Source organism: Pseudomonas sp. YeP6b (assembly GCF_025642995.1).
Taxonomy (GTDB): Bacteria; Pseudomonadota; Gammaproteobacteria; order Pseudomonadales; family Pseudomonadaceae; genus Aquipseudomonas.
On record NZ_CP080090.1, the window covers coordinates 3,441,257 to 3,465,358 of the forward strand.

The window sequence follows — 24,102 nt, forward strand, 5'->3', positions numbered from 1 at the left end:
CCGCGCTCACAGCGTATCGAAATCCATGAGTAGTGTTGTTGTCGTGTCGCGCCTGTGTAACACAGCGTTTACACACAGTATTTTATGTCGTCCCCATCCAAACTATTGGCGCTAACGCTTTCTTCGAAAAACTATAAAAGCAGTATCGCGCTCACCTATAGTGAACTAATCAATAGTTTGGGGCGCGGCAGGGTAGTGTCGCGTTAAACAAGTAAGTTGAGTGTTAGAAGTCGATATCAGCGTGCTCGCCTATTACGCTTGGATAGGACTTCAATCATCTACGCCGCCTGACAAGGAGTGAAAATATGACGAATGACAATATCTCGTCGCACAAAGATGAAAAGGGAGTAGATCTACAAGCCCTGTATCAGATACGACGTGAAAATTTGCCTGAGGATGTTAAAAAAACACTGTCGGTTCGCCCTTGGGGGTTAGCGTTGTCAGGCGGGGGGATTCGTAGTGCGACTTTTTGTTTCGGCTTGATCAAAGCGTTGGCGGAGAAAGAACTGTTCCATCGTTTCGATCTGATGTCGACCGTATCCGGTGGCGGCTACATCGGTTCGACCATCGGCAAACTGTTCCACAACGAAGGGCAGTCCAGTACGCCCGACCCGTTAAGGCTGGAGCAAGAACTGGCACAGGCGCAGACGCGTTGGTTTGCAGTCTGGCTGCGTGCCAACGGACGTTACCTGATTCCCCGAGGTCTGAAGGACATTCTGTTCGCCGCGGCGAACTTCGGTCGAAACTTGTTGGGCGTGCATGTTGAACTGGCGTTTCTGGCAATCATCCTCGGTGGTTTTTTGGTCAGTCTGGACCTTGCTGTCTGGCAATGGGTCGATTGCCTTGCCCCGGGTGGCGGTTGCGCGCCTGTGCCATGGTTTGATCGGCATCTGATCGGTTTGTTATCCGGTTGGCCCACACTCTGGATCGGACTGGTGCCCTTGGCTTGGATCGGCGCAATTCTTTCCTGTACCTATTGGGCGCTGCCCACCCGCAAAGGGCAGAGCCTGGGCGTGCAGCGCCTGATAACGGCGCTAATGGCCGTTGTCGGCATTGTGATTCTGCTACGTCATTCAACCACCCTGCTGAACAACGCCATACCACTCTGGACCGGTAGCTTGGAGTTACCTGCGGAATTGGTCACGGTGGCGCTTGCGCTGATGGGCGCCTGGGTTCTGGGAATCCTCTTTGCTACAGGCTTGAGCATTAAGTCCGAAAAAGATCCAGACCGTACCCGCAATGGCCTGACTCAAGCGCTGGCGGTCACCTTGAAGATCGCCGTAGCATTTTTGGCTCTCGGCATGGTTGATTTTCTGGCCTGGTCTCTAACCAACTCAAACCCAACATCGCAAGGGCAGCTAGGGGGAATGTTGGCCTTGGTTACGGTCGCATTAAGGGCCGCCATGCCAATGATTTCTGACCTGCCCAAAAGCCTGGTCCCGGGAACTCGGCGAGTGGTCATCGAGGTGATCAATGTACTTGGGTTTGTTCTAACCGGTGCCTTGCTGGTGTTCTGGATCAGTGTGCTGCATCGGGCAACCACGAATGTGCTGTTCGACTCGTCCCTGGGGGGGCTGCATTTCTCATTGGCTTGGCAATACCTCGCCTGGCTGACCATTCCCCCGTTACTGATGGTTTTAGTTTCGGCTGCCAATCGTGACTTCCTCAACCGATCTTCGCTCTATGCGTTCTATCGTGCCCGCTTGATGCGTAGTTATCTGGGGGCCGCCAACCCCAACAGGTTTCAAGCGCAAAATACGTCGTCGATGTCCTGTGTCGCACCTGCTGACGGCCAGATTCTGCCACTGCGGGTTACTCAGGTGGATGACGGCGATGACTTGAGTATGGTTGCTTATCAACCTCACAAGGGCGGCGGGCCGGTGCACTTGATCAATGTATGCGTCAACCAGACCGAAGATCCGATGGGGGGGTTGTTCAATCAGGATAGAAAAGGCTCGCTACTGACCGTTGGCCCCGGCGGGTGCCTGATGCACGGGAGCGATCGCTGGCACCCCGGGAATCTGGCTCAGTCATTGAGCTTGGGGGCATGGATAGCAATCTCCGGTGCCGCCGTCGCTCCCGGGCTCGGTAAATCTACCCGTTCAGGTATCGCGGCGCTGTTGATGATGTCCGGCATTCGCTTGGGGTATTGGTGGGACAGTCACGGTATGGGCGGTCAACCAGCGGCTCCACGAGTTGGCAAGTATGGACAGCTGCTAAGCGAATTACTTGGGCGTTTTGACGGCGATCGGCGTCAGGATTGGTTTCTCAGCGATGGAGGGCACTTTGAAAACACGGCGGCCTATGCGTTGCTACGCGAAGAGTGCGAGGTCATTGTTGTAGCCGATTGTGGCGCCGATCCCCGCTACGCCTTTGGCGACCTGGAAAATCTGGTGCGCAAGGCACGAATTGATTTACAGGCCGAGATTACCTTTCTGCGTCCCCGGCAACCAGATCGAGACCTGCCTGCGGTATTCGGCTCGCTCAATGAACTGGCTTCGCCTGACAGTGAAGCGTGCCTGGCGTTGGCCCGCATCGACTACCGTCGTACCGGGCGTTCCGGGTACATGATCATCGTCAAGCCGAACATGAGCAATGGGGCACCGGTTGACCTGGTTAATTTCAAGTCTGATAACCCTTTGTTTCCTCAGGAACCGACCACCGACCAGTCTTTCAGCGAAGCGCAATGGGAGAGCTATTTCCAGCTTGGGCAAACCCTGGGGCGCAACCTTGATCTGGAGCAACTGCAGGACATGCCGGCGTTCGCCAGGAATTACTTTGTCAACGACGACGGGGCAATCCTGATCAAGGAAAGCGACGGAGCCATGGTGCTGCGATTTTCCTCCAAACGACTCTCATCGCGAATTGCTTCGACGGGTGCGGTGACGGCCTCTATCAGTCTCGGTGCGGTGGCCTCCATTGGATTTGCTGGCTGGCAGGCGATCAACTCTGAGCTGACACACAGGGTTGATCAGAGGGAAATCGAACCCGTTGCTCTCAAGGAACTCACCGATATTTTTGGCAAGCTGCCGCCCCCCGGCCGATCAGTTGTCTCTTCAGACAATGACCCGCTCGGGGAAATGGCGACCGCCTTGTTACGGGCTGGCGACAAGGCGTGTACGGCCTATAACCTCGATGCGTTTCGGCAGTCTCCATTGATGAAACTGATGGTCAGCCGTACCAAGCAAGCGTGCAAGCAGACGTTATCCCCGCACCCTTCCTGCACAGTGCTTCTGGATGACTTTTCGCTCTCGGCGTGCCTGCAAGAAGAGCCAAGGGTTAAGTGCGAGCCGCAGTACTGGATTCGTGATTACACGTCTACGGCCCTTACATCAGCGAACTGTTGGGCGCCTGGGCGTAGCGCTGTTGATCAAGGCGAATCCGAGCTGGCTTCTTCAGCCCCAGCCCCAGCCCCGGTACCAGAACCCGTACCAGAACCAGAACCAGTACCAGCACCCGCCGAGCTGGAGCCGTCTTCGCCTATGTCGGAGGAAGCTGCGCCTCAAGAGGGCAATACGACTACGACCGAGCCTTCCGTGCTGGCGAACACAACAAATATCTGCAAAGGCAATACGGTCTACTTGCAAATCTATGGCCCTCAATTGCGGGATTTTGCCAGATCGCTGCGCGAGCCTTGGAGAAGCTTTGGCGCTTCAGTCCCGCCTGTGGAAGATGTCGTGGATAGCGCACGGCGGGCGAACCGCCGAGCCCCCACGCCTTATTCAGTGCCCACAGTGATCTATCACGATCAAGCCTCACAGGACTGTGCCAACCAGCTGAAATCCATCGACGCTGCGAAGTCATGGATCGTCGCTCCCTTGGGCGATGGTTTGAAGGGCCAGAAAGGTGTGATTGAAGTCTGGCTACCTCCTTCGACCAAGGTGGACTGACGCAGGCGCTGTGTTATATCGGTGCGGGCATCAGAGAGTTGTACGCACCGTTCTCCAGGCTGGCCCAGACCGGGAGAGTGCGAAAAATCGCACATGGCTACCAACAACTCCTGGGCGCGCCACGGGATAGATGACCTCGGGGATCAGTCGGGTCGACGCCATGTTGGGCCCGTCACCTGGATGCGTTGCAACGTCTGCGGATTGTATGACCAGACTGAGGCAGCGTCGCTTCTCTGACACAGGATATTTGCCAGCCATAGTGATGGCTTTGAAGATTTTTATGTGACCTTGAAGAATATTATTGGTCTGATATTTTATAAATTTATCGTTGGCTTTTATTGCTTAAATATAAATATCCGTTCTTTAATCCATTTTATAAGTTCTTCTGCGCCCACGGATTGGGGTTTTCTTAGTTTGACTAGAAGGCGAGCATGTATATTTTGGAACAGTGGATGATCGATTGAACGGGTGACCAAATCTCCGCTGATCGTATCGTTAAAGGCAGAGAATTCGCTCATCATCGTTACGGCATCTCCGCTCATCACGTAGCGTCGTTGGGTTGCTTTATGACCCGGCAGCAGTTCAGTCCGCCATTGCCGCCGGGGTAGGTGGTTTCATTGAAATAGCGCTGGGGGGACAGTCGGGTGTACCCGGTGATAGCCCCCTGCAGGGGCGCTTTGAAGTAATGCATCTATCCGATGGCCGCTGTCGTTTTGCAGGCCCCATGATGAATGGTATGGAGGTTGATGTTGGGCCTGTTGCATGCTTGAAAATCGAGGGAGTGAGGGTTGCTGTCAGCTCTGGTAAATGTCAGATGCTGGACAGGAACTTGTATCGGATCGCAGGTATTGAACCCGAGCAAATGAGTGTACTGATCAACAAAAGCTCTGTTCATTTTCGGGCAGATTTCGCGCCGATTGCCGACCACGTACTCGTTGCCAAAGCGCCTGGGCCCATGACAGCTGATCCTGCGGACATTCCATGGAAAAGACTTCGTGAGGGAATCCGGTTAAAACCAAATGGGCCTTCATTCCACAGCCCTGCATACCGCGACTAATGACCGTAATCTAACGTTAGGTATTGAACGGCATTAACGTAAACGGCGTAAGGGGACGTTCGCCGGGATGAAAAATACTCCCCTTTGGTGTTTGGCAGCATTGCCCTGAGTAGCCAGGCGTTTGCTGACTTCCTAAGTGATAGCGGCGCAGCCTTGGGAGTGAGGAACTTCTACTTCAATAACGACAACCGTGATGGCACCGCAGCCCCTTCGAAAACCGAAGAGTGGACTCAGGGTTTAATATTGGAGTTCATGTCGGGATATACCGATGGTTTTGGTGTTGATACCCTGGGGTTGCTGGGTCTTACCCTGGCCCCTGGCAAGGGACGCCACGTCGGCAGCTCTATGATTCCTTCGGACAGTGACAACCACGCCGTCGACGAGTGGGGCCGGCTGGGACTGACCGGTAAAGTCAAAATCTCGAAGACTGAACTGCACTACGGCACCTTGATTCCGAAACTTCCGATTTTGGTCGCCAACGATGGACGGTTGCTTCCACAAACCTTCGAGGGTGGCCAAATCACCTCGAGCGAGTTCAAGGATCTGACCCTGACGGGTGGGCGAATTGAACACGCAACGGATCGCGGTTCAACGGATCAGACGGGGCTCGCCGCTATGGGCGGTACGCTTGAAAGCAACTCCCTGAAATTGCACCTTTAAGCGCCATCGAGAAAACCCGCCGAGGCGGGTTTTCCAGACGCAGTATAATTTTCCTGCGATGCCCCGCGTTACTGAGACATGTCATTCTTTTTCATGTCGTCTTTTTTCATGCCGTCATTGGACATGGAATCTTTCTTCATGGTGTCTTTGCCCATGGTGTCTTTTTTCATCGTGTCCTTACCCATGGAGTCTTTGTGCATTTCATCCTTTTTCATCGTGTCCTTTTTCATCGTATCTTGGGACATCGCGTCCTTCTTCATCGTGTCTTTGCTCATCGTATCTTCGGCGTGTACAACCGCGACGCCCGCTGCCAGGCAAATACCTAGGATTGCAGTAGTTAACCTTTTCATAGTGAAGCTCCTTGAGACTCAGGTTGCGAATAAGCGCAGCCGGGGCTGCGCAATGGGGTTGCCATAGGCATCAGCTACCACCGAACCAGTTGTAGCCCTGGTCTTCCCAGTAACCACCCGGATAGGTATTAGTGACGAAAATCGCTTGAATGTGTTTTGGGTTCTTGTAGCCAAGCTTGGTAGGCATGCGCAGCTTCATTGGGAAGCCATATTCACGCGGCAGTACGGCACCGTCGTAGGTCAGCGTCAGCAGCGTTTGCGCATGCAGCGCCGTGGCCATGTCGATACTGGTGTAGTAATCGTCAGCACATTTGAAGCCGACGTACTTTGCGTCGGTGTCGGCACCAACGCGCTTGAGGAAATCACTGAAGCGCACGCCTCCCCATCGGCCAATGGCGCTCCAGCCCTCGACACAGATGTGCCGGGTGATCTGATCGGTCTGGGCCATGGCACGCAGTTCTTCAAGCCTCCAACTGTGCTTGTCGGCGACCATGCCGGTTACTTCCAATCGGTAGGTGTCTTCATCGACGGCAGGCGCTTCGTCGACGCCGTAGAAGGCATTGAAGGGAAATGGCCGCGTAATCATCGACTCTGAGTAGGTGGGGGCCATGGCGTTCGGGTTGAACAGCCAGCCCTGCACCCTGTCATTGAAGCGCGACATGGAGGACAGCGCCGTTTCAACGTGATCGTCATCGGTGATATTGCAGCCGGACAGCATGGCGACACCGCCCAAGGTCAAGCTACGCAGCAGGAAGGAGCGCCGTGAGCGATCTTCGACCTGGAGCGAAATAATTTTCCGTGCATCCTTCAAAATGGACGACTCATCCAGCCCTGGGCGTTGCTCACGCTTGCTCATACGCGCTCCTTGCGGCCGGCAATCATGGCCAATAACGTCTTTGGAACCAGCGCGACCATCACCAAATGCACTGCGATGAATGCCACCAACAGAGACATCGCAATGAAGTGCACATGCCGAGCGCTGTCGTAGCCGCCCAGCAGTTCACGTAGTAGCGGAAACTGAACCGACTTCCACAGAACCAACCCGGAAACCACCAGAACTGTAATGTCGAGCATCACAAACAGATACGCCACACGCTGCACATGGTTGTAATGGCCAATATCGTCATGCCCCAATCGCCCATGGAGTGCAGACCACAGGTCATGAAAAAAGCCTTTAGGTGATACAGGAAAAAAACGTCGCGACAGGCGGCCGCTAAAAAGATTGAAAAGTAAGTAGAAAAGGCTGACGACGACCAACATCCACATTGCTGCGAAATGCCATTGCAACGCGCCCCCCAGCCAACCACCCAAGGTAATCGACTTGGGGAAATTAAAGTCATAAAGGGGAGAGGCGTTATAGATACGCCATCCGCTGGTGACCATTACCAACACCGCCAAAGCGTTTAGCCAATGGGCCAATCTCAACCAGACAGGGTGACTGCTTTGTGGGGCCACAGGAGCTGCACGGGTTGTTTCAGGTGCGGCTTGCATTGGAGGAGACTCCAAATAGGAATAACGTCATAACCGTTTGATCGAGTGTAGACGCTCATTCAAAACACGACGCTCCTTCGAGGAGGGCGAAGCGTTCCGTACGTCCAATATGCCTCTCAGGCAGGTAGCCTCCATCCGAAAAGCTTGAGTTGACCCCGACAAATTGACGCCTTGATGAAAAAGCCGAACACGTTGAAGGGCGGACTCAAAGCTCGAAGCAGCATTGAGTGGTTTACGTAGAGTCAAAATCATTCTCGTAGCCAATGTCGCCAGCCAGCTAGGCTTATAACCTCAGAAGGGCGTTATCGATGAGGGTACGTTTATGCCAACTGTAAAAACTGCTCTTGTACTTGCTGGTGGTGGGAGCCTTGGCGCGGTTCAGGTCGGGATGCTGCAGGCTCTGGTTGAGACTGACGTCTTATTCGACCTGGTGGTGGGAGCGTCGGTCGGCGCCATCAACGGTGCCTACTTCGCAGCGAGACCAAATGCCAAAGGCGTGAGCGAACTCGCTGACTTCTGGCGCAGCTTACGTAAGTCGGATGTGTTTCCGTTCTCGGCGTTCGATACCCTCAAGGGCATTCTTCATCGACGTGGGCACTTGCTGAGCGCATCCGCATTGCATCGTTTAGTGAGCAGATCACTGCCGGTCAAATTGATCGAAGACACCGAGTTACCGCTTTATATCGTCACCACCAATTTGCTCAGCGGTGCCGAAGAGCTTCTGTCCAGTGGCAGTGCTGAACAGGCTTTGCTCGCCAGCGCTGCGATTCCGCTTGTGTTTCCCAGCGTGCGAGTCGGAGAAAAGTTCCTGGTCGACGGCGGAGTCAGCAGCAATACGCCGATTGCCAGTGCGGTGGCATTGGGGGCAACACGGGTTCTGGTTCTTCCTACCGGATTCGGTTGTGCCTGCCCATGTCCGCCCAGTGGACTCGTTGCGCTGGCCTTGCACACGCTCAATTTGATGAGCATGCGTCAACTGGTGCGTGACATCGAGTTGTACCGCGCACGCGCAGCCATCCATGTCGTCCCGCCGTTGTGCCCACTGGACGCTTCAGTGTTCGACTTCAACCAGACAGACCAATTGCTGCAGCGTGCTTATCAGTCAACCCAAGCCTGGATAGAAGAGGGCGGATTGATTCGCGACGGGATACCCGATTCGTTACTCGCCCATACTCATCATTTTGGTAAAGAGTGATCTTCGCCTCTCAAAAGGCAGGTCTACCGAAATTGACCAGTTCGTGTTCTTCCATTCGAACACTCTTCCGTGCGCATCTCTGGTCAATGAAGCTCGGCGGTGTGGGATTTATTTTGTAGTGACCGATACAAAACCTGTGCTATGGTCAACGACAGTTCTCAAACGCGTGCGAAAACCATGGCCCGTCCCCGTACATTCGATGAGTCGACTGTTTTAACAGCAGTCGTTGAAGCGTTCTGGACGCAAGGCTACGAGGGCACCTCGACCCGAGACCTCGTCAATCGCACAGGGCTCAATCAGCCAAGCCTTTACAACGCGTTTGGCGACAAACGTAGTCTTTATCGTCGCGCCCTCGTGCACTATCTAGAGTGCAGTGTGCGTGATCGAATTCGGCGTCTTGAAGCTCTGCCAAACGCTGGAATGGCCATAACTGGGTTCTTTGCAGAGGTGTTGAGTCGCATACTGAACGATCCTTTTCAGCGTGGGTGTCTGCTGGTGAATTCTGCCCTCGAAGCAAATGCAGAAGACACGGATTTGCGACAGGCCGTCGCAGAAGAGTTCGAGTCCATTCGCAGTTTTTTTGAAGGCCGCCTGCAAACCTTCCTCATGCAATCTGTCGATTCTGTCGAGATTGATGCGAAGCAGGGCGCGCATCATTTGCTCAGTGTGTTACTTGGCATTCGAGTTTTGGCTCGGATTAATCCCGATCCTGCGTGTGTAACAGACGCCATTAGTATTGCAATCAAAAGCCTTGGTCTTCCTCCCTTGGCTTTAGCGATGTTCACTGAAAACCACTGCACGGAGTCACTATGATCAAGCTCTACTATCACCCGTCTCCTAACCCCGCCAAGGTTGCGCTTTTCTTGGAGGAGTCAGGCCTTGAGTACGAACTCATCCCTGTTGATACGCGCAAGGGTGAACAGCACGATCCGGCGTTTCTTAAGATCAATCCGAATGCCAAGACACCGGCTCTGGTTGATGGTGAAAGCGTGGTATTCGACAGCAACGCCATACTGCTCTATCTAGCCGAAAAGACCGGGATGTTCCTGCCTGCTGACAATCTCAAGGCGCGAGGTGAGATGTATTCCTGGCTCATGTTCGTCGCGACCGGCATCGGCCCTTACTCTGGACAGGCTGTCCACTTTAAGCACTTCGCACCCGAGCCAAAAGACTACGCCGTTACCCGCTACACCTTCGAAGCCTGGCGTCACTGGACGATTATCAACGAGCACCTGGCCAAACAGCCTTACATGCTCGGAAGTGAGTACACGCTGGTGGACATGGCCGTATGGGGGTGGGCGCGCGCGGTACCGTTCATCCTAGGTAATGACGCTTGGGTAAAACTTCCAAACGTAAAACGGCTCCTTGATGGCATCAATGCTCGACCGGCAGCACAACGAACCGAAGAACTGAAGACCCAGCACAGTTACAAGACCGAGATGGATGCTGACGCGCGTAAGGCAATGTTCCCTCAGATTACTCAGTAGACGCACCGCTTGCGCACGGCATTGCTCCAGTGCGCATTGGTAAAAGTTGAGCAATTTGCGCGGTTCAAGACTGCGGGCCCTTACAAGGGGCCCGCACCTTGCGGTCTTTACCTATTCTCAGTGCTTTGTCCGTTGCGGCACGACCTAGGGTATCAAGCGCATCTCGCGTAGTGTGTCGAACACATCGAAAAATGCTTGATCGCTCGCCTGGTAGGCGGTGAAGCCCATTACACGGCTTTTCGACATATCAGTGACGACTTCGATGGGTCGACCAAGGTCTGCATCGGTATGCCATGGGGATATCAGGCGACCAATATCGGCTTCTTTCAAACCGTGCTCCGCGGCTATCTGCGTCCACACGGCTTGGTCGTCAGCCATTTGCTTCCCAAGAGGTGAGAGTGAGGCCGGATAATCGGCAGCAGGCACGTCGAAGTATTCGGCAATTCGGCTCCACATCCATTTCCAGCGAAACACATCGCCATTAGTGACATTGAATGCCTGGTTGGCCGAAGCCGGCGTGGTGGCCGCCCACAATTGTTGTTTCGCCAACTGTCGTGCATCCGTCATATCGGTGAGGCTGTCCCACTGCACGCGTGATCCTGGAAATACAAAAGGGCGATGGGTTTGTTTGCAAATCGAGGCGTAGACGGCGAGGGTGGTTGCCATATTCATCGCGTTGCCTACGGCAACCCCGGTGACGGTATGCGGGCGATGAACGCTCCAGGTGAAGCCGTCCTTTTCAGCAGCGGCGAAAAGTTCGTCCTCTTGGGCGTAATAGAAATTCTCGACATTCAGACGACCCTGCTCTTCGCGGAACGGTGTTTGCGGAAGGCAGCCCTTACCATAGGCTTCGAATGGGCCGAGGTAGTGTTTCAGGCCAGTAACCAGTGCTACGTGCTCAACACTCTTGGCTGGTCGAATGGCGGCAAGCACGTTGCGTACCATGGCGGCATTAACGCGAATGTTCTCGGCCTCCGTGGCTTGCCGTGACCATGTGGTGATGAACACATGAGTAGGTTTCAGATCCGCGAGCGCCTGTTCCAGCGAAGCTGGATCTTGAAGGTCTGCAGCTACAGGTATCACGCCTTGCACTTGCGACGGGTGCCTCGAGAGCGCGGCGACCTGCCACGTGTTGTCGATGAGTAACTGAGTGATGGCGCTGCCGACGATGCCGCTGGCGCCCACAACCAAAGCTGTCTGGGTCATACGTTTCTCCTGGATTTAGATTTGGGAGTCCACCTAAGCAACAGAGGTTCAACCTAAACCGGATCCGTATGGGCGTCCGTCGTAAGCGGATGTCGAACACACCTACATCGCCAGGTTTTTCATGCGCCAACGGAGCTCTGATCTTAAATCGTTCAAAGCTCAGGTCGTCCAGGAGTGCCTGCAGCCCGGCGCGACAATTTCCAGCGCTGCAGTCATGTAGCCCACCTCGCCATCAATAGCTCGCCCAAGCGGGACTTTTGGGCCTACAGTCTTGAATGTCGCTCACTGCAAGGAATACAAATGAACGCGTTGCTTTCAACCTCTCTGCCAAAGCACGTCAGCCTGCTGGGTTATGGCGGCCTGTTGCCGTTTATTTTTCTGGCGCTGCTCATCCCTTTCTCTCTCGACTATCGGCCCTTGTTTGCGATTGCGCTTGTTAACTATGGCGCAGTCATCCTGAGCTTCGTCGGCGCTTTACACTGGGGCTTCGCCATGACCTTGCAAGACATGAGCGCCGAGCAGGGGAGAGACCGGTTCATCTGGAGTGTCATTCCTGCGCTTATTGCTTGGGTTGCAACGTTACTGCCAATGCCATTAGGTTGCTTGCTGTTGGTCATCGGCTTAGTTGTCCACCTCCGGCAGGACAGGCAGCTGTTGCGGGTTATGAGCTTACCCGCCTGGTACATGCCGATGCGATTACGGCTCACACTCGTGGCGAGCGTTTGCTTGCTACTTGCCGCGCTCGTTGAGGCGCTTCATTCATAAAGCCTCGCGTGCCCAGTTCGTTGCCCGTGCCTGGTAGCCGCTTATCGCGGTTGACGCGTTTTGGCAGTTTGGCCTCGGGCATCGCCGGCGGCATGCTAGCCGAAGGCGCTCGGCAGTGGGTTCAGGGTAAACGTCCTGTCTCCCAGGCTGATTTCTTGGGAAACGGCTTTTGTGGGGGAAGCGACTAGAGCACATGAACATCTATGACACATCGTTTAACTTATGGGCGATGTTTGTTGTTCATGAGCGATCGAAAACCCAATGACTAGCTGGTTTTCTCCTGGTGCATGGAGCCAGATGTTCACAGATTTATGTTCATGAGGAGCCTCTGGTTTATCTGCAGAGAACTCATTGGGATTGCCAAATCCTGGAACGACTGAGCTGCTTCGAAGAGCTGACCCCGCCTCCGATAGCGGGACAGGGAAAAGACTGGCAATCTGATCTCCCAGTTGTCAGCGAACTCTCACCTGTGAGCTTCCACTCGTTTTTTCGCTGCTTCGGGTCGATTTCCTTTAATTTGTCTGCCTTCGTTAGAGCGCTACAAATGACGGTTGCGTGCTGCGCTGGATGACGCGGGAGTCCTGGAGAAGGGCGTCGGTCGCTCTTAAGAGACTTAGGGTTCTGCAACGACACCCATTCGTCTGGGTGGCAAGCGTAATCAGATTGCGGGCCTTTCAGATCCGGAAAGAACTCGTCGTCCATGCGAACCGCCCTGATGGCATTCACCATTTCGCTAAGGTCGCTTTTCTTGCTGACAAACCCGTGCGCGCCCAGGCTCCTGCAGCGCGCTGCCAAATAATCAGGGGGCAAACCTGTCAACACGATAGTTTTTATCGGAAGCTTTTTCGCGACAATATTCGCAATAACCGCCAGGCCACCGATAACCGGAATTCCGATGTCCAAAATCATTATTGAGGGGCGAAGTTCTTCAGCCATTCTAAGCGCATCGGCGCCATTGTCTGCTTCAGCTATAACGTCGAATCCTTCGCTGGCAAGTAGCAGCTTGAGGGTCATGACAATAGCGGGGTGATCATCAACGATAAGAATACGATTATTCATTTGAAAGCCTTGCGTCAATATTCAATTCATTTGGGATAGGCCCCACTTAACGGCTCGCCGCCGATTTTGTGACCGAGCAGGGACCATCAACCGAATCGATTTTGATTAAACTAAGGTGTAGCGAAAATGAGACCTGTCCTAAAATCCGACTTCCTGGCGTAATCAGACACGTCTCAAAAGCGCTAGAATTCGCTGCATCCAGTGATTTCATTGAGAGTGAAGTTACGTTAATGTGGCGCGTTTTTTTTCAGAACGCGTAGGGCGCCTCCTACCGTTGCTTAAACAGGAGTCCCGACAATGAGATGGTCCGTGATGTCGCCCCTGCGAATCGCCCTGCTGGACGACCACGCATTGATTCGTGATGCGTTGAAAATTCGCTTATCCCTTGAGGTGGATTTCAAGGTAACCGGCATCTATAAAGCCAGTCGCGAACTAATTGAAGGGCTGGATGCCCAGCCGGCAGATGTATTGGTTCTTGATTACCAGTTGGCTGACGGCGAACTGGATGGCCTACGCTTGATACAGTCAGTGCGCGCCCGGCACCCTGATGTACGGATCGTGATTTTCTCTTCACTGGAGCGGCCCGCCACTGTCAACATGTGCATTCGCGCGGGCGCCAATGGCTTTGTAGGTAAAAGCCAGGAAACCGATGAACTGCTTAAGGCAATTCGAATGGCCGCACTGGACCGTGTGTACCTTTCGCCGGCAGTGGCGGCCGCGTTGGAGAAGTTGCCGTCAGCGAATTTGACCGAAGAAGACAGTGAGCTGAACGCCGACCAAGCCCTGGTGGATTACGCAGAGCTCTCTCCGAAGGAGCGAGAGGTGCTGCGTTGCTGCCTGGAAGGTTTGTCAGTTTCTCAGGTGGCCATCAAGTTTGCGCGCAGCCGCAAAACCATCAGCGGCCAGAAGCAAGCGGCGTTTCGCAAGCTGGGTATCACCACTGATACAGAGCTGTTCAAGCTGCAGGCCCACTTGAAAAACCTTTAGATCAACTGCTCGCAGCGTGTGTCATTTTTCCTGCGCTGCGGACAGATTTGAGACAAGTCTCGTTTTTGTGGGGCGGACAGGTCGGCATAATGGCTTGCGTTGCCGCCACGGCATTGAGAGTCATAACGGCCTGTTTCGCCCCCCCCAAAAAGCACTGTGATGTGTTGCGGGCTGACGGCCTGGACAATGTCAGCGATTCGCGCCCCATTCAAGCGTGTAGCCTCGCCATGACGCACATGCGTGATGCTCTCGATGCGCTACTGTCTTATTCTCAATGCATTGCATCGACGATATTTACTCACGCTACTGTGCATCGCACAAAGGTAGTGCTTCCCTTCAGCGTCCTGGGTATAGAAGAACTTGAACCGAATGCCTGTTATCCGCTGGTGCTTTGCCATCGGCTTGCTGCTGTTTTTTGCAACAGCCCAATCGGCCATCGCCGCGAGCGAGACACAGCTGATTATCCGCACCCCCGAGCTGGGGCCGCATGTTACGTTCGACGCCAAAACAAAGGCGTGGCTCAGCGGTAAACCTGTAATCCGGGCGGCTTACTGGGAGCGGACGCGACCACCCTTACAGATGGGCTACGAGGCCGGCGAATTTGAAGGCGTGACGGCGGATGTGTTGGGCCTGTTGCAGCAAATGCTTGGGGTCCCGATCAGCGTACTGCGTTATCAGGACCGAAATGATGCGCTGGTGGCCATGGCGAACGGGGAAGTCGATATGCTGGCCCTGAGTGATTTGTCGGATGAAGAAAATCCGCTTATCAAAGCGTCCAAGCCTTATATGTTGAACCGAAAGGTAATGGTGCGACGCCTCAGTGATAGCCGGCAATCCAGCGCCAACGTGGATGGGCAGCGTTTGGCCTACATCACGACCAGTGATGCAGATACCCGGCAATTGCACAAGCAGTACCCACAAAGCACGCTGGTGCCCTACAACTTTCATATCAATGCCATCGCCGGCTTGGCCTACAACCAATCCGATGCGTTCAGTACGGACCTGGTGACGGCAGAGTTTCTGACTTCGCGTTTTCACCGCAACGAGGTTTACATTGATGACAAAGCCGTTCCAGACAGTGAAGCGGATATAAACTTCGCGGTCAGTGCTCGCCAGCCCGAGCTATTGGACGCTATCAATGAGTCGTTAGCCGCTATCCCGGTCGCGAGCATGCTGCGTATTACCTCGCGCTGGGGGCTGAACGATAACGTTGTGGTGGCGCGTACGTCACTGAACCTGAGCCTGAAGCAAATAGCCTGGATCAACACGCACCCGACCGTAAGAGTGGGTGTGTCAAAGTCTTATGCACCGCTGACCTTCTTTGATGAAAATGACGAGTTCAAGGGGCTGACTGCCGAGCTGCTGAAAAAAATCGAGCAGTCCACAGGGCTGACTTTCAAGATTGTGCGCGTGAATAGCGTTAACGATATGACCAGCCAGCTCCAGGATCAGGACGTGGATCTGATCGCGGCATTGAGTACGGGTGATCATTCGCTGGACAAGTTCCAGATCACCCGGCCCTACTTGGTCAGCCCCTTTGTGGTGATCACGCGGCGCTCCGAGGCAGGTATCCGCAGCCTGGATGAGCTGCATGGTTTAAGTCTGGCCTTGCCTTGGGGCAACCCACTGCTTTCCTGGCTGCAACAGCAGTACCCCAAAATCAAAGAGGTCACCGTCCGCAACGCTACCCAAGGCATCGAGATGCTTTCCGACGGAGAAGTGGAGGGCGCAGTAAGCTCCGAATTTATCGCAGACTATTTCATCACCCATCACTTTCAGTCAGACCTGCAAATTGCCGCGGTCATCGGCCCGCGACCCGCAACAATCGCCATGGCCGTAGGCCCGCAAGATGAAATTCTTAGAGATATCCTTAACGCCGCCATCATTGCCATTCCTCCGGAAGAACTGAAAGAGATGACGGACCGCTGGCGTAACAATCCCGCGCCGGCGATGGCCAATCCATGGAATACCTACAAAGGTGTAATCGCCCAAGTGGTGGTTGGCGCCGCGCTGTTAATGCTGTTGTTTCTGATATGGAATTACTACCTGCGAAGCCAGATACAGAAGCGGCAGAAAGCTGAGCGAGACCTCGAAGACCAATTGCAATTTAGTCGCACCTTGATTGACGGTTCGCCAGTGGCGCTGTACGTGCGCGACCGCGAGGGGCGTTTGGCCCAATGTAACCAGGCCTACTTAACCTTTTTTAATGCATCCCGCGAAGAGCTCATCGGCAAGACATTGGTAGAAAGCCAAGTGTTCAGTGCCGAGTTCAATGCCCACTATCATCAGGTCTATCTGGACATGCTGGAGCATGGGGAGCCCACACTCAAAGATATGGACGTGGAAGTGCGGGGCGAGCAGTACCGTGTCTTTCATTGGATGTTGCCGTTCCATAACTTCAGTGGCCAATACATCGGTGTCATCGGCGGCTGGCTGGATATTACTGAGCGCGAGCATCTGATAGAGCAACTGAGTATTGCCAAAGAAAGCGCGATTGATGCGAGCCGCTCGAAGTCGGTGTTTCTCGCCAGCATGAGTCATGAAATTCGCACCCCGGTCAGCGCTTTGGTGGGGTTGATCGAACTGCTCAAAATGAAAGGGGGTAGCCAGGCTGAAATCGATGAGAGTTTGGAAGTAGCACACCAATCCGCTCAGACGCTGCTTTCATTAATTGGCGATATTCTCGACTTGTCGAAAATCGAAGCCGGTGAAATGACACCTGTGCCACGCCCGACTCATTTGGGAGACATGGCTCGGTCGATCTATCGTCTGTTTGAGACCAATGCGCTTAAAAAAGACCTGGAGTTTCGACTGGTCTGTGAGATTCAACACAACGGCGTCATGATTGATGCCTTGATGCTGAATCAAGTCGTCGCGAACCTTCTGAGCAACGCCATCAAGTTCACTGAGCAGGGGAGTGTTCATCTGTTGTTTAGAGAGCTTCCGGTGGAAGAGGCGTCCCCTGGGCGCGCCAAATTTGCGATTCAAGTCAGCGATACTGGGCAGGGTTTGAGCGAAACCCAACGCCAGGAAATTTTCGAACCGTTTGTGCAGGCCGATCCTCAGGCCAACCGCGCAACGGGCACTGGCCTTGGGCTGAGTATCTGTGCCAGTTTGGCGAAGCTGTTAGGTGCGCAACTTAATGTCGACAGCCAGTGCGGGTTAGGTTCGCGCTTTACCTTGATATTCGAGGCTGACCTGGCAGATGTGGATCAAAGCCCTGAGGCGGTGACGGCTGTTTCGCTATCAAGCCATAAACTCCGGATTCTGGTTGTTGAAGATCATGCGCCTAATCGGTTGCTGCTGTGTCGGCAATTGGAGTACCTGGGGCATGAGGCAGTGCCTTGCGATCACGGTGAGGCCGCACTCGCTGTCTGGAGGGGCGCAGAGCCACCCTTCGACCTGACCATTACTGACTGCAACATGCCACGCATGGACGGCTACCAACTGACTCGCTTGATGCGCGAGTTCGAACAGCAGAATGCCTTGCGCATGCATCCTATTTTTGGCCTGACAGCGAACGCGCAATCCGAAGTGACCGAGCGTTGCCTGGCCGCCGGGATGACACGCTGCCTGTTCAAACCAGTGGCCATCGAGGCGCTGGCACTGGTGGTTTCTGAAGTCGAACAAGTCAGTAAGCGGCGTGCTCAAGCCGCCGCTGCGACCGGAAGTGAGCTCGACAAGATCAAACTGCTCAGCCCGGAATCCTATGGCCCGTTGGTGCAGGAAATTGTGCTCACCCATCGCCAAGACAGCCTTGAACTGGAGCGCCTGGCACGCGACGGTGACCGCAGTGGTCTGGTAAGAGTTGCCCACAAAGTACGTGGTGGCGCGCAATTGGCCGGGGACCGTGCTCTCAGTGAAGCGTGCCATGCCCTTGAAGACCGCGTGGTGGAGGAGGGTGAGTCGATGCCGTATAGCGTGGAAGTCGAGGTCGTTGTGGCCTGCCTGCATGCGCTCGAAAAACGCTTGCTGCAAGACCTGCCGTGATCAAGTCCAGAGAGTGTTTGCGCTAGATTGTCAGTGCTTGTCAGATGCGCAGCGAGTTGGACAGTTTAAACAACTCGCCGTCGCTCTTGATGCCCAGCTTGCGGAAAGCTGATTTCTTCTGAGTGCTGATGGTATTGGCACTGCGTGAGAACTTGGCGGCGATGTCATTCACTGACATGCCGTCAAGGAAGCACCTCAACACTTCCTGCTCCTTGGGAGACAGCGCGCTGTTTTGCGCAAGGCTCTCCTTTGCTCCGGCTTCCGGGCTAACCGCTGGTTTTGCCTGGGCCTCCAACTCCGCAGCCATCGCCGGGTGCAAGTAAACCTGACCCACTGCCACTTTACGAATGGCGGTTCCCAGTTCTTCCAGTTCCTGGGATTTTCCATAAAAGCCCAGGCTTCCAGTCTGCATTGCCAACGCCACCGTGGCGGGCGAGTAGTGCGAGGACAGCACCAATATTTTGCACGCGGGATGGCGCAACTTGATCGTTCGAATCAAGTTGATGCCGTCGACTTCTTTATCGCCAAGCATGAAGTCGATCAGCACCACATCGACTTGCTGTTCAGTCAGCGCCGCCAAAAACTCCTTGCTGGTGGCATATGAGCCTACAACCTTTATATCGAGTTCGGTCGCCAGCCAGGCAGCAATGCCATACCGGATGATCCTGTGGTCATCCAGCAGCATAACGGTGTAGGGCCTCAGTCGCGGGCGGCTCATCAAAAACCTCAATACTTACGGCAAGTGCGGGGGGCGTGCTTGTGACACAAGAATAGGCGCGCCAGTCACGTTTAGCGCGGGCGACATTATCCCGACCTTAGACTTAGGCGCGCAACCGTTTAGAGAAATCTCGAATCTGAACGCATTCGAGATTTCTCGATATGGGGGCGGCCGTGAAGTAGTCAGAATTTGTGACAAGGCCAGGCAAATAATTGCCAGGCCTGTTCTTCCGCCACCTTTGCAGGCGGGAACTTCACTCCCACAGGGTCGTAGGTGTTCTATGAAAAAAAGTATGTTGTCTGCTGCTGTTGCGCTGGCGTTTTCGGCCATGGGTTCCATGCCTGCTTTCGCTGCTAATGACGGCGTTATTAACTTCACCGGGTCTGTTACCAGTGTGACCTGCAAGGTGGAAGGTCAGGCGCCGGGCGCTAACGGCGCTACCAAAGACGTAGAACTCGATGGTGTTCCAGCATCCAACCTCGCCGTTGCGAAGAAGGTTGCTAACCTGAAAGGCTTCTCAATTGTTGTCGGTGGCGCAGGCGATAGCGGCTGCACTAACGGGACCAATGCACTGGTCAGGTTCGACCCATCCAGCCCGGCGATTGACGTTGCCAGCGGTAATTTGAATGTTGATGGTTGGGACAAGCCGGAAGACACCACTACCGCCAAGAACGTACAAATTCAGCTGACCAAACAAGACGGCACGCCGATCAATGCCTATAACGAGCAATCCGACCCGGTTGTGATCGCCGACAACACCGCCGTGATCAACCTGGGCGCCCAGTACTAAGCAACAGGTGCTGCTTCGGCCGGTGCCGTCGCTACTCGCGTGGGTTACATGGTTGTGTACGCCGACTAAGGCTGCGTCGGGAGCGTCAGTGTTCCCGTATGCCGGCCCTGTGGCGACGTTGCAGGGCCGCCATTTTTTATGAGATTTATTTTTATGACCCCCTGGGCTCGTTTTGTTTTGGCTGCCGGTGCTACCGCGTTGGCGGCGCTGTATATGTCCACCTCCCATTCCTCTGTGATCATCCAGGGGACGCGGTTTGTTTACCCAGCCGAGGAAGAGGAAATCGTTGTAAGGATTCAAAACAAGGGAAGCCTTCCATCATTGGTTCAAACCTGGCTGGACGACGGTAACGTGCGTGCGACGCCCACTACGGCGAAAGCGCCTTTCAACGCGACGCCACCGATTTTTCGCATTGAGCCCAACGAGCAACAGGCGGTGCGTGTGCGTTACACCGGGGAGCCACTGCCACAGGACCGTGAGAGTCTGTACTGGCTGAATGTGTTGGAAGTGCAACCCAAGCCCGTTAATGCAGGTGGCCGCAACCTGATTGAGTTGTCGTTTCGAACTCGGCTTCGAGTGTTCTACAGACCTCAAGGGTTGCCTTTCGAGCGTGCAGCCGCGACCTCAAAGTTGACCTGGAAACTGATTCCTTATCAGGGCGGTTATGCGGTGGAAGTCGCCAACCCCACGCCTTACTACATCTCGCTGCCGTCGATTCAATTGGTTGTCAGTAAAACCGGCGAGCGTTTCGCGAAGGCCCCTAACCGGGAAGAAAACGACAGTTTGATGCTGCCCTCCGGCGACGTTAAGCGCTTCATGTTGCCGGGTTTACGAACCCTGCCGGCGGGTGAGAAGGAAATTGAATTCACTGAGATGACCGACTTCGGTGCGCGCGTGAAGCATTCAGTCGACCTCAAGAACTGATCCGGAGTAATGACCGATCATGATAAATAACTTCAGACACTGCCCTAAAGCCCTGACTTCGCGAATCGCCTCTATTGCTGGCGTTTTCACAATCGCTTGCCTGGCATTGGCGACCAGTAACCCTGCACAAGCAGGCGTGGTGATCAGCGGTACCCGGGTGATCTACCCAGCGGACCAGAAAGACGTATCGGTTTGGTTTCAAAGCAAAAACAAGCGGCCAGCGCTGGTACAGGTCTGGCTGGACGATGGCAATGAAAACGTTGCGCCGGAAAAAGCCAAAGTGCCGTTCATCGCAACCCCTCCGGTCTTTCGCCTGGAGCCTGAAAAACAACAGGTTGTACGCTTGGTGTATACCGGCGAAGCATTGCCCACCAACAAAGAAAGCCTGTTTTGGTTGAACATGCTGGAAGTGCCACCAAAAGTCAAAGATGAGGAGGCCGCGAACCAATTGCAGTTGGCTTTCCGTACTCGGCTAAAGGTGTTTTTCCGACCTAAGGACTTACCTTATGAGCCAACCCTGGCCCCGGAAAAACTGACCTGGGATGTGGTTGAAGACAAGCAGGGTTTTGCCCTGAAGGTGAGCAACCCGAGCCCCTACTATGTGAGCTTTGACTCGGTCAGTTTGAACGTCGCCGGCAAGCGCTATGAAAAACCGGTCGGGCAGACCAGTGCTGACAATATGGTCGGGCCGGGTGCTGATTCGACCTTCGCTCTGCCCAGCCTGAAATCGATGCCAGGCGCAGACGCGCAAGTGGAGTTTGAATCCATTGACGATATTGGCGCAAAGGTCTCGCACACCAGCAAGGTGTCCCACTGACGACTTGACCGTCCTTAGGGCCGATTCGTTCCTGTAGCACCGATAAGCACACCACTACAGCACGACGTTTGCGCGCTACCTGCATAGCTGCGTGGACCCCGGCTTGCCCGTTTTTGGCCGAGCAACAGATCTGGAATGCCAGTAATGAGGTCGAATATGCAGCACTCCTCAAGTTTTTCGCGCCGCCGCCTGGCTACGGTGATCCACAGCATCTTGCTGTTGGGAAGTGGCAGCGCTTTGGCTGCGTCTAACGTTGATCAGGTCGAGTTCAACCCGGCATTTTTTCCAAGCGATACGGGCTCAGGCAAATTCGACGTTACACGCTTCAACCGTGGCAACGTTGTATTGCCAGGCACCTATCGCTCAGAAGTCTACGTAAATGGAACCTGGGTCGGTCGCGAAGAGCTTGCGTTCGCCGCAGTGGATGGCGAAGACAGCGCTCAGCTGTGCATGGAGCGCAACCTGTTGATCAGATTTGGCATCGACATCGATGGCGTTGGACAGAAGGCCGCCCAAGCGGGTGAGGCGGTACCGCCTGCGTTTCCGCCAACACAGGTCTGCGGTGACATCGGTAAGTATGTTCCAGGCGCTGTCGCTGAGTTCAATTCGGGTGAGGGCAAATTAGAGCTGCAAGTCCCCCAAATCTATATGGCCCATAAGGCCCGAGGCTATGTGAGCCCCGAACACTGGGCCACCGGCATGAATGCCGGGTTCGTGCGCTATAACGCGAATGCGTACGCCAACAGCACCAATGGCCAAGCCTCGAATTCCGGCTACTTGGGGCTTAACGCCGGTCTCAATCTGGGCGATTGGAATTTCCGCCATAACGGTTCTTATAGCAGTAACTCATACAGCTCTGGTTATCAGAGCAGTGCAACCTACGTGCAACGTGGTTTTTCAGGCATCCAGTCGCAATTGATGGCAGGGCAGATCTACACCACCGGTGAGTTTTTTGACAGTATTCGCCTGCGCGGTGTGACCTTGGCCACTGATGACCGGATGATGCCCGACTCGCTCACAGGCTTTGCACCCATCGTGCGCGGGGTAGCCGAAACCAATGCCAAGGTTACCGTGCGCCAGCGCGGCATGTTAATTGATGAGGTGTCGGTGGCGCCTGGCCCGTTTGTGCTCGAGGATTTATTCCCCACCGGTTATGGCGGTGACTTGGAAGTTACCGTTACCGAAGCAGATGGGCGACAACGCAAATTTATTGTGCCATTTGCTTCCAATGCCAACTTGTTGCGCCCGGGCTACTCGCGCTATTCGTTCAGCGTCGGCTCAATGGAGGAGCTCGGAATTTCCAGCAATCCTTGGTTGATGCAGGGCACTTATCAGCGCGGCTTCAGCAATTTGTTGACGGGCTACACCGGTGCCACGGTAGCTGAGGGCTATTATTCACCCTTGATCGGTGTGGCATTTAACACCCCGGTGGGTGCGCTGTCATTTGACCTGACCGCTTCGCGCACGGACGTACCGGGCCTCGGCTCGCTGCAAGGCCAAAGTGTGCAGGTGCGCTATAACAAAAACTTTGCCGAAACCGGAACCAACTTTGCACTCGGTGCCTTCCGGTACTCTACCGATGGTTTCCTCGGCGCGCGGGATGCGGCACAACTGCGTGAGGTTGCAACAAACGGTGGTGACCTGACTGACGTAGGCCGCCTGCGCGAGCGCTTCGACATCAGTATTAGTCAAAGCCTGCCTTCCGGCTCGGTGTTCCTGACCGGTTCTTCTCAGCAGTACTGGAACCGACAAAGCAGCACCGTGGACTTTACCGCCGGCTACAGCGGCTCCTGGGGTCAGGTGAACTACACCATCACGGCACAGCGCAGTTTGGACCTGATCAGCGACCAAACGCGCAATCAAATTGATTTGACCTTTAGCTTACCGATCGGCGATAGCCCACGCTCTCCCACGCTGTCGACCACGCTTAGCCGCAATGATAAACAAGGCAGTGCGCGCGCGGGACTCAGCGGCATGGCAGGGGAGCGCAACCAGATCAACTATGGCGTTTCAACCAGCTACGCCCAGGCCACCGACACCGGCCCAAGCAATAGCAGCAGTGACGCTAACCTCACTTACCGTGGTCAGTACGCGCAAACCTCCGGCAGTTTCAGTCAGGGTAATGGTTACCGCTCTACGTCCCTTGGGGCCACAGGTGGCGTAGTCATCCATCCCGGCGGAGTGACGTTTGCACCAGAGATGGGCGACACCTTTGGACTTGTCCACGCCCCCGGCGCCGAGGGTGCATGGGTTGGCAGTGGCGGCAACTCACAAATTGGCAGCAATGGTTATGCGGTTATTCCTTACCTGACCCCGTACCGCAGTAACTCGGTGGAGCTGGACCCCAAGGGCATGTCCCACGACGTGGAACTGAAGACAGCGTCGCAGAACGTGGCACCTCCCGCCGGTTCGGTAGTGATGCTGAATTTTGACACTAGCACCGGCCGGGCATTGCTGATCAACGCCGTAAGGGCAGACGGCAACCCAGTACCGTATGGCGCTGATGTATTTGACGAGTTGGGCACCAGCGTAGGCGTAGCGGGGCAGGCCGGGAAAATGTTCGTGCGTGTAGCACAAACCAAGGGTGAATTGACGGTGCGTTGGAGCGAGGAGCGCGGTGGCATGTGCCGTATACCTTTTGATTTAGGCACTGCCGTGGCACCTGCACATACGACACTGCCGCAGGTGAGTGGCTTGTGTAAAGGCTGAGTATGAC

General features: G+C 54.7%; 18 protein-coding genes and 1 pseudogene. 13 read left to right on the top strand and 6 right to left on the bottom strand.

The annotated features are described in order from the left end of the window. Nucleotides 1-305: 305 nt before the first annotated feature. The 3 genes and pseudogenes from KZH41_RS15275 to KZH41_RS15285 form a co-directional block, all read left to right on the top strand. Nucleotides 306-3,890 (top strand): patatin-like phospholipase family protein, encoded by a 3,585-nt coding sequence (locus KZH41_RS15275; RefSeq protein WP_263272795.1) that lies wholly within the window; start codon nucleotides 306-308, stop codon nucleotides 3,888-3,890. Nucleotides 3,891-4,398: 508 nt separating this feature from the next. Continuing rightward, entirely contained in the window at nucleotides 4,399-4,947 is a 549-nt protein-coding gene (locus KZH41_RS15280; RefSeq protein WP_094951079.1) for an MlrC C-terminal domain-containing protein, read from the top strand. 84 nt (nucleotides 4,948-5,031) lie between these two features. Further along, nucleotides 5,032-5,586: pseudogene (locus KZH41_RS15285) on the top strand (OprD family outer membrane porin); the annotation flags it as partial. 89 nt (nucleotides 5,587-5,675) lie between these two features. Here KZH41_RS15285 and KZH41_RS15290 read toward each other — a convergent pair. The 3 genes from KZH41_RS15290 to KZH41_RS15300 form a co-directional block, all read right to left on the bottom strand. Further along, on the bottom strand, nucleotides 5,676-5,957 hold the full coding sequence (locus KZH41_RS15290) for a pentapeptide MXKDX repeat protein (RefSeq protein WP_263272797.1): 282 nt from the start codon (nucleotides 5,955-5,957) through the stop codon (nucleotides 5,676-5,678). Nucleotides 5,958-6,027: 70 nt separating this feature from the next. Next, a complete protein-coding gene (locus KZH41_RS15295) occupies nucleotides 6,028-6,813 on the bottom strand; it encodes a molybdopterin-dependent oxidoreductase (protein WP_263272799.1) in 786 nt (261 codons plus the stop codon). Further along, the gene (locus KZH41_RS15300) at nucleotides 6,810-7,448 is read right to left on the bottom strand and encodes a cytochrome b/b6 domain-containing protein (protein WP_263272801.1); all 639 of its coding nucleotides are present in this window, start codon (nucleotides 7,446-7,448) and stop codon (nucleotides 6,810-6,812) included. The genes KZH41_RS15295 and KZH41_RS15300 overlap by 4 nt, the downstream gene beginning before the upstream one ends. Nucleotides 7,449-7,770: 322 nt before the next feature. On the opposite strand from KZH41_RS15300, the gene KZH41_RS15305 reads away from it, so the two are divergent. The 3 genes from KZH41_RS15305 to KZH41_RS15315 all read left to right on the top strand — a co-directional run bounded on the left by KZH41_RS15305 (nucleotide 7,771) and on the right by KZH41_RS15315 (nucleotide 10,130). Continuing rightward, entirely contained in the window at nucleotides 7,771-8,643 is an 873-nt protein-coding gene (locus tag KZH41_RS15305) for a patatin-like phospholipase family protein (RefSeq protein ID WP_263272803.1), read from the top strand. A 177-nt stretch (nucleotides 8,644-8,820) separates the two neighbouring features. Beyond that, nucleotides 8,821-9,456: a TetR/AcrR family transcriptional regulator gene (locus KZH41_RS15310; RefSeq protein WP_263272805.1), complete on the top strand. Its 636-nt coding sequence runs from the start codon at nucleotides 8,821-8,823 to the stop codon at nucleotides 9,454-9,456. Continuing rightward, nucleotides 9,453-10,130, top strand: coding sequence for a glutathione S-transferase family protein (locus tag KZH41_RS15315; RefSeq protein ID WP_263272806.1), 678 nt, complete (start codon nucleotides 9,453-9,455; stop codon nucleotides 10,128-10,130). The genes KZH41_RS15310 and KZH41_RS15315 overlap by 4 nt, the downstream gene beginning before the upstream one ends. Before the next feature lie 144 nt (nucleotides 10,131-10,274). Here KZH41_RS15315 and KZH41_RS15320 read toward each other — a convergent pair whose 3' ends face one another. Next, entirely contained in the window at nucleotides 10,275-11,336 is a 1,062-nt protein-coding gene (locus KZH41_RS15320) for an SDR family oxidoreductase (RefSeq protein WP_263272807.1), read from the bottom strand. A gap of 300 nt (nucleotides 11,337-11,636) precedes the next feature. Between KZH41_RS15320 and KZH41_RS15325 the strand changes: the two genes are divergently transcribed. Further along, nucleotides 11,637-12,101, top strand: a complete 465-nt coding sequence (locus KZH41_RS15325; protein WP_263272809.1) for a DUF3429 domain-containing protein — start codon at nucleotides 11,637-11,639, stop codon at nucleotides 12,099-12,101. Nucleotides 12,102-12,449: 348 nt separating this feature from the next. Here the strand turns inward: KZH41_RS15325 and KZH41_RS15330 are convergent, their stop codons facing one another. Continuing rightward, entirely contained in the window at nucleotides 12,450-13,160 is a 711-nt protein-coding gene (locus tag KZH41_RS15330; RefSeq protein WP_263272811.1) for a response regulator transcription factor, read from the bottom strand. A gap of 312 nt (nucleotides 13,161-13,472) precedes the next feature. On the opposite strand from KZH41_RS15330, the gene KZH41_RS15335 reads away from it, so the two are divergent. Both KZH41_RS15335 and KZH41_RS15340 read left to right on the top strand, forming a co-directional pair. Continuing rightward, nucleotides 13,473-14,147 carry a response regulator transcription factor gene (locus tag KZH41_RS15335; protein ID WP_263272812.1) on the top strand — a complete coding sequence of 225 codons (675 nt, stop codon included), beginning with the start codon at nucleotides 13,473-13,475 and terminating at the stop codon, nucleotides 14,145-14,147. Nucleotides 14,148-14,516: 369 nt separating this feature from the next. Beyond that, nucleotides 14,517-18,137, top strand: a complete 3,621-nt coding sequence (locus KZH41_RS15340) for a transporter substrate-binding domain-containing protein (RefSeq protein WP_263272814.1) — start codon at nucleotides 14,517-14,519, stop codon at nucleotides 18,135-18,137. Between the two features lie 40 nt (nucleotides 18,138-18,177). Here KZH41_RS15340 and KZH41_RS15345 read toward each other — a convergent pair whose 3' ends face one another. Continuing rightward, on the bottom strand, nucleotides 18,178-18,855 hold the full coding sequence (locus KZH41_RS15345) for a response regulator transcription factor (RefSeq protein ID WP_263272816.1): 678 nt from the start codon (nucleotides 18,853-18,855) through the stop codon (nucleotides 18,178-18,180). A 280-nt stretch (nucleotides 18,856-19,135) separates the two neighbouring features. On the opposite strand from KZH41_RS15345, the gene KZH41_RS15350 reads away from it, so the two are divergent. The 4 genes from KZH41_RS15350 to KZH41_RS15365 all read left to right on the top strand — a co-directional run bounded on the left by KZH41_RS15350 (nucleotide 19,136) and on the right by KZH41_RS15365 (nucleotide 24,095). Beyond that, nucleotides 19,136-19,645: a fimbrial protein gene (locus KZH41_RS15350; RefSeq protein WP_318654885.1), complete on the top strand. Its 510-nt coding sequence runs from the start codon at nucleotides 19,136-19,138 to the stop codon at nucleotides 19,643-19,645. 153 nt (nucleotides 19,646-19,798) lie between these two features. Then, nucleotides 19,799-20,569: a molecular chaperone gene (locus KZH41_RS15355; RefSeq protein WP_263272817.1), complete on the top strand. Its 771-nt coding sequence runs from the start codon at nucleotides 19,799-19,801 to the stop codon at nucleotides 20,567-20,569. Nucleotides 20,570-20,708: 139 nt separating this feature from the next. Beyond that, nucleotides 20,709-21,386 (top strand): fimbria/pilus periplasmic chaperone, encoded by a 678-nt coding sequence (locus KZH41_RS15360; RefSeq protein WP_263272819.1) that lies wholly within the window; start codon nucleotides 20,709-20,711, stop codon nucleotides 21,384-21,386. Between the two features lie 156 nt (nucleotides 21,387-21,542). Further along, nucleotides 21,543-24,095, top strand: a complete 2,553-nt coding sequence (locus KZH41_RS15365; RefSeq protein WP_263272821.1) for a fimbria/pilus outer membrane usher protein — start codon at nucleotides 21,543-21,545, stop codon at nucleotides 24,093-24,095. Nucleotides 24,096-24,102 lie beyond the last annotated feature (7 nt).

What these genes read in the sequence shown, in the direction of transcription:
- KZH41_RS15275 (WP_263272795.1), top strand. Translation starts at nt 306, where the DNA reads ATGACGAATGACAATATCTCGTCGCACAAAGATGAAAAGGGAGTAGAT.
- KZH41_RS15290 (WP_263272797.1), bottom strand. Translation starts at nt 5,957, where the DNA reads ATGAAAAGGTTAACTACTGCAATCCTAGGTATTTGCCTGGCAGCGGGC.
- KZH41_RS15295 (WP_263272799.1), bottom strand. Translation starts at nt 6,813, where the DNA reads ATGAGCAAGCGTGAGCAACGCCCAGGGCTGGATGAGTCGTCCATTTTG.
- KZH41_RS15300 (WP_263272801.1), bottom strand. Translation starts at nt 7,448, where the DNA reads ATGCAAGCCGCACCTGAAACAACCCGTGCAGCTCCTGTGGCCCCACAA.
- KZH41_RS15305 (WP_263272803.1), top strand. Translation starts at nt 7,771, where the DNA reads ATGCCAACTGTAAAAACTGCTCTTGTACTTGCTGGTGGTGGGAGCCTT.
- KZH41_RS15310 (WP_263272805.1), top strand. Translation starts at nt 8,821, where the DNA reads ATGGCCCGTCCCCGTACATTCGATGAGTCGACTGTTTTAACAGCAGTC.
- KZH41_RS15315 (WP_263272806.1), top strand. Translation starts at nt 9,453, where the DNA reads ATGATCAAGCTCTACTATCACCCGTCTCCTAACCCCGCCAAGGTTGCG.
- KZH41_RS15320 (WP_263272807.1), bottom strand. Translation starts at nt 11,336, where the DNA reads ATGACCCAGACAGCTTTGGTTGTGGGCGCCAGCGGCATCGTCGGCAGC.
- KZH41_RS15325 (WP_263272809.1), top strand. Translation starts at nt 11,637, where the DNA reads ATGAACGCGTTGCTTTCAACCTCTCTGCCAAAGCACGTCAGCCTGCTG.
- KZH41_RS15330 (WP_263272811.1), bottom strand. Translation starts at nt 13,160, where the DNA reads ATGAATAATCGTATTCTTATCGTTGATGATCACCCCGCTATTGTCATG.
- KZH41_RS15335 (WP_263272812.1), top strand. Translation starts at nt 13,473, where the DNA reads ATGTCGCCCCTGCGAATCGCCCTGCTGGACGACCACGCATTGATTCGT.
- KZH41_RS15340 (WP_263272814.1), top strand. Translation starts at nt 14,517, where the DNA reads ATGCCTGTTATCCGCTGGTGCTTTGCCATCGGCTTGCTGCTGTTTTTT.
- KZH41_RS15345 (WP_263272816.1), bottom strand. Translation starts at nt 18,855, where the DNA reads ATGAGCCGCCCGCGACTGAGGCCCTACACCGTTATGCTGCTGGATGAC.
- KZH41_RS15350 (WP_318654885.1), top strand. Translation starts at nt 19,136, where the DNA reads ATGAAAAAAAGTATGTTGTCTGCTGCTGTTGCGCTGGCGTTTTCGGCC.
- KZH41_RS15355 (WP_263272817.1), top strand. Translation starts at nt 19,799, where the DNA reads ATGACCCCCTGGGCTCGTTTTGTTTTGGCTGCCGGTGCTACCGCGTTG.
- KZH41_RS15365 (WP_263272821.1), top strand. Translation starts at nt 21,543, where the DNA reads ATGCAGCACTCCTCAAGTTTTTCGCGCCGCCGCCTGGCTACGGTGATC.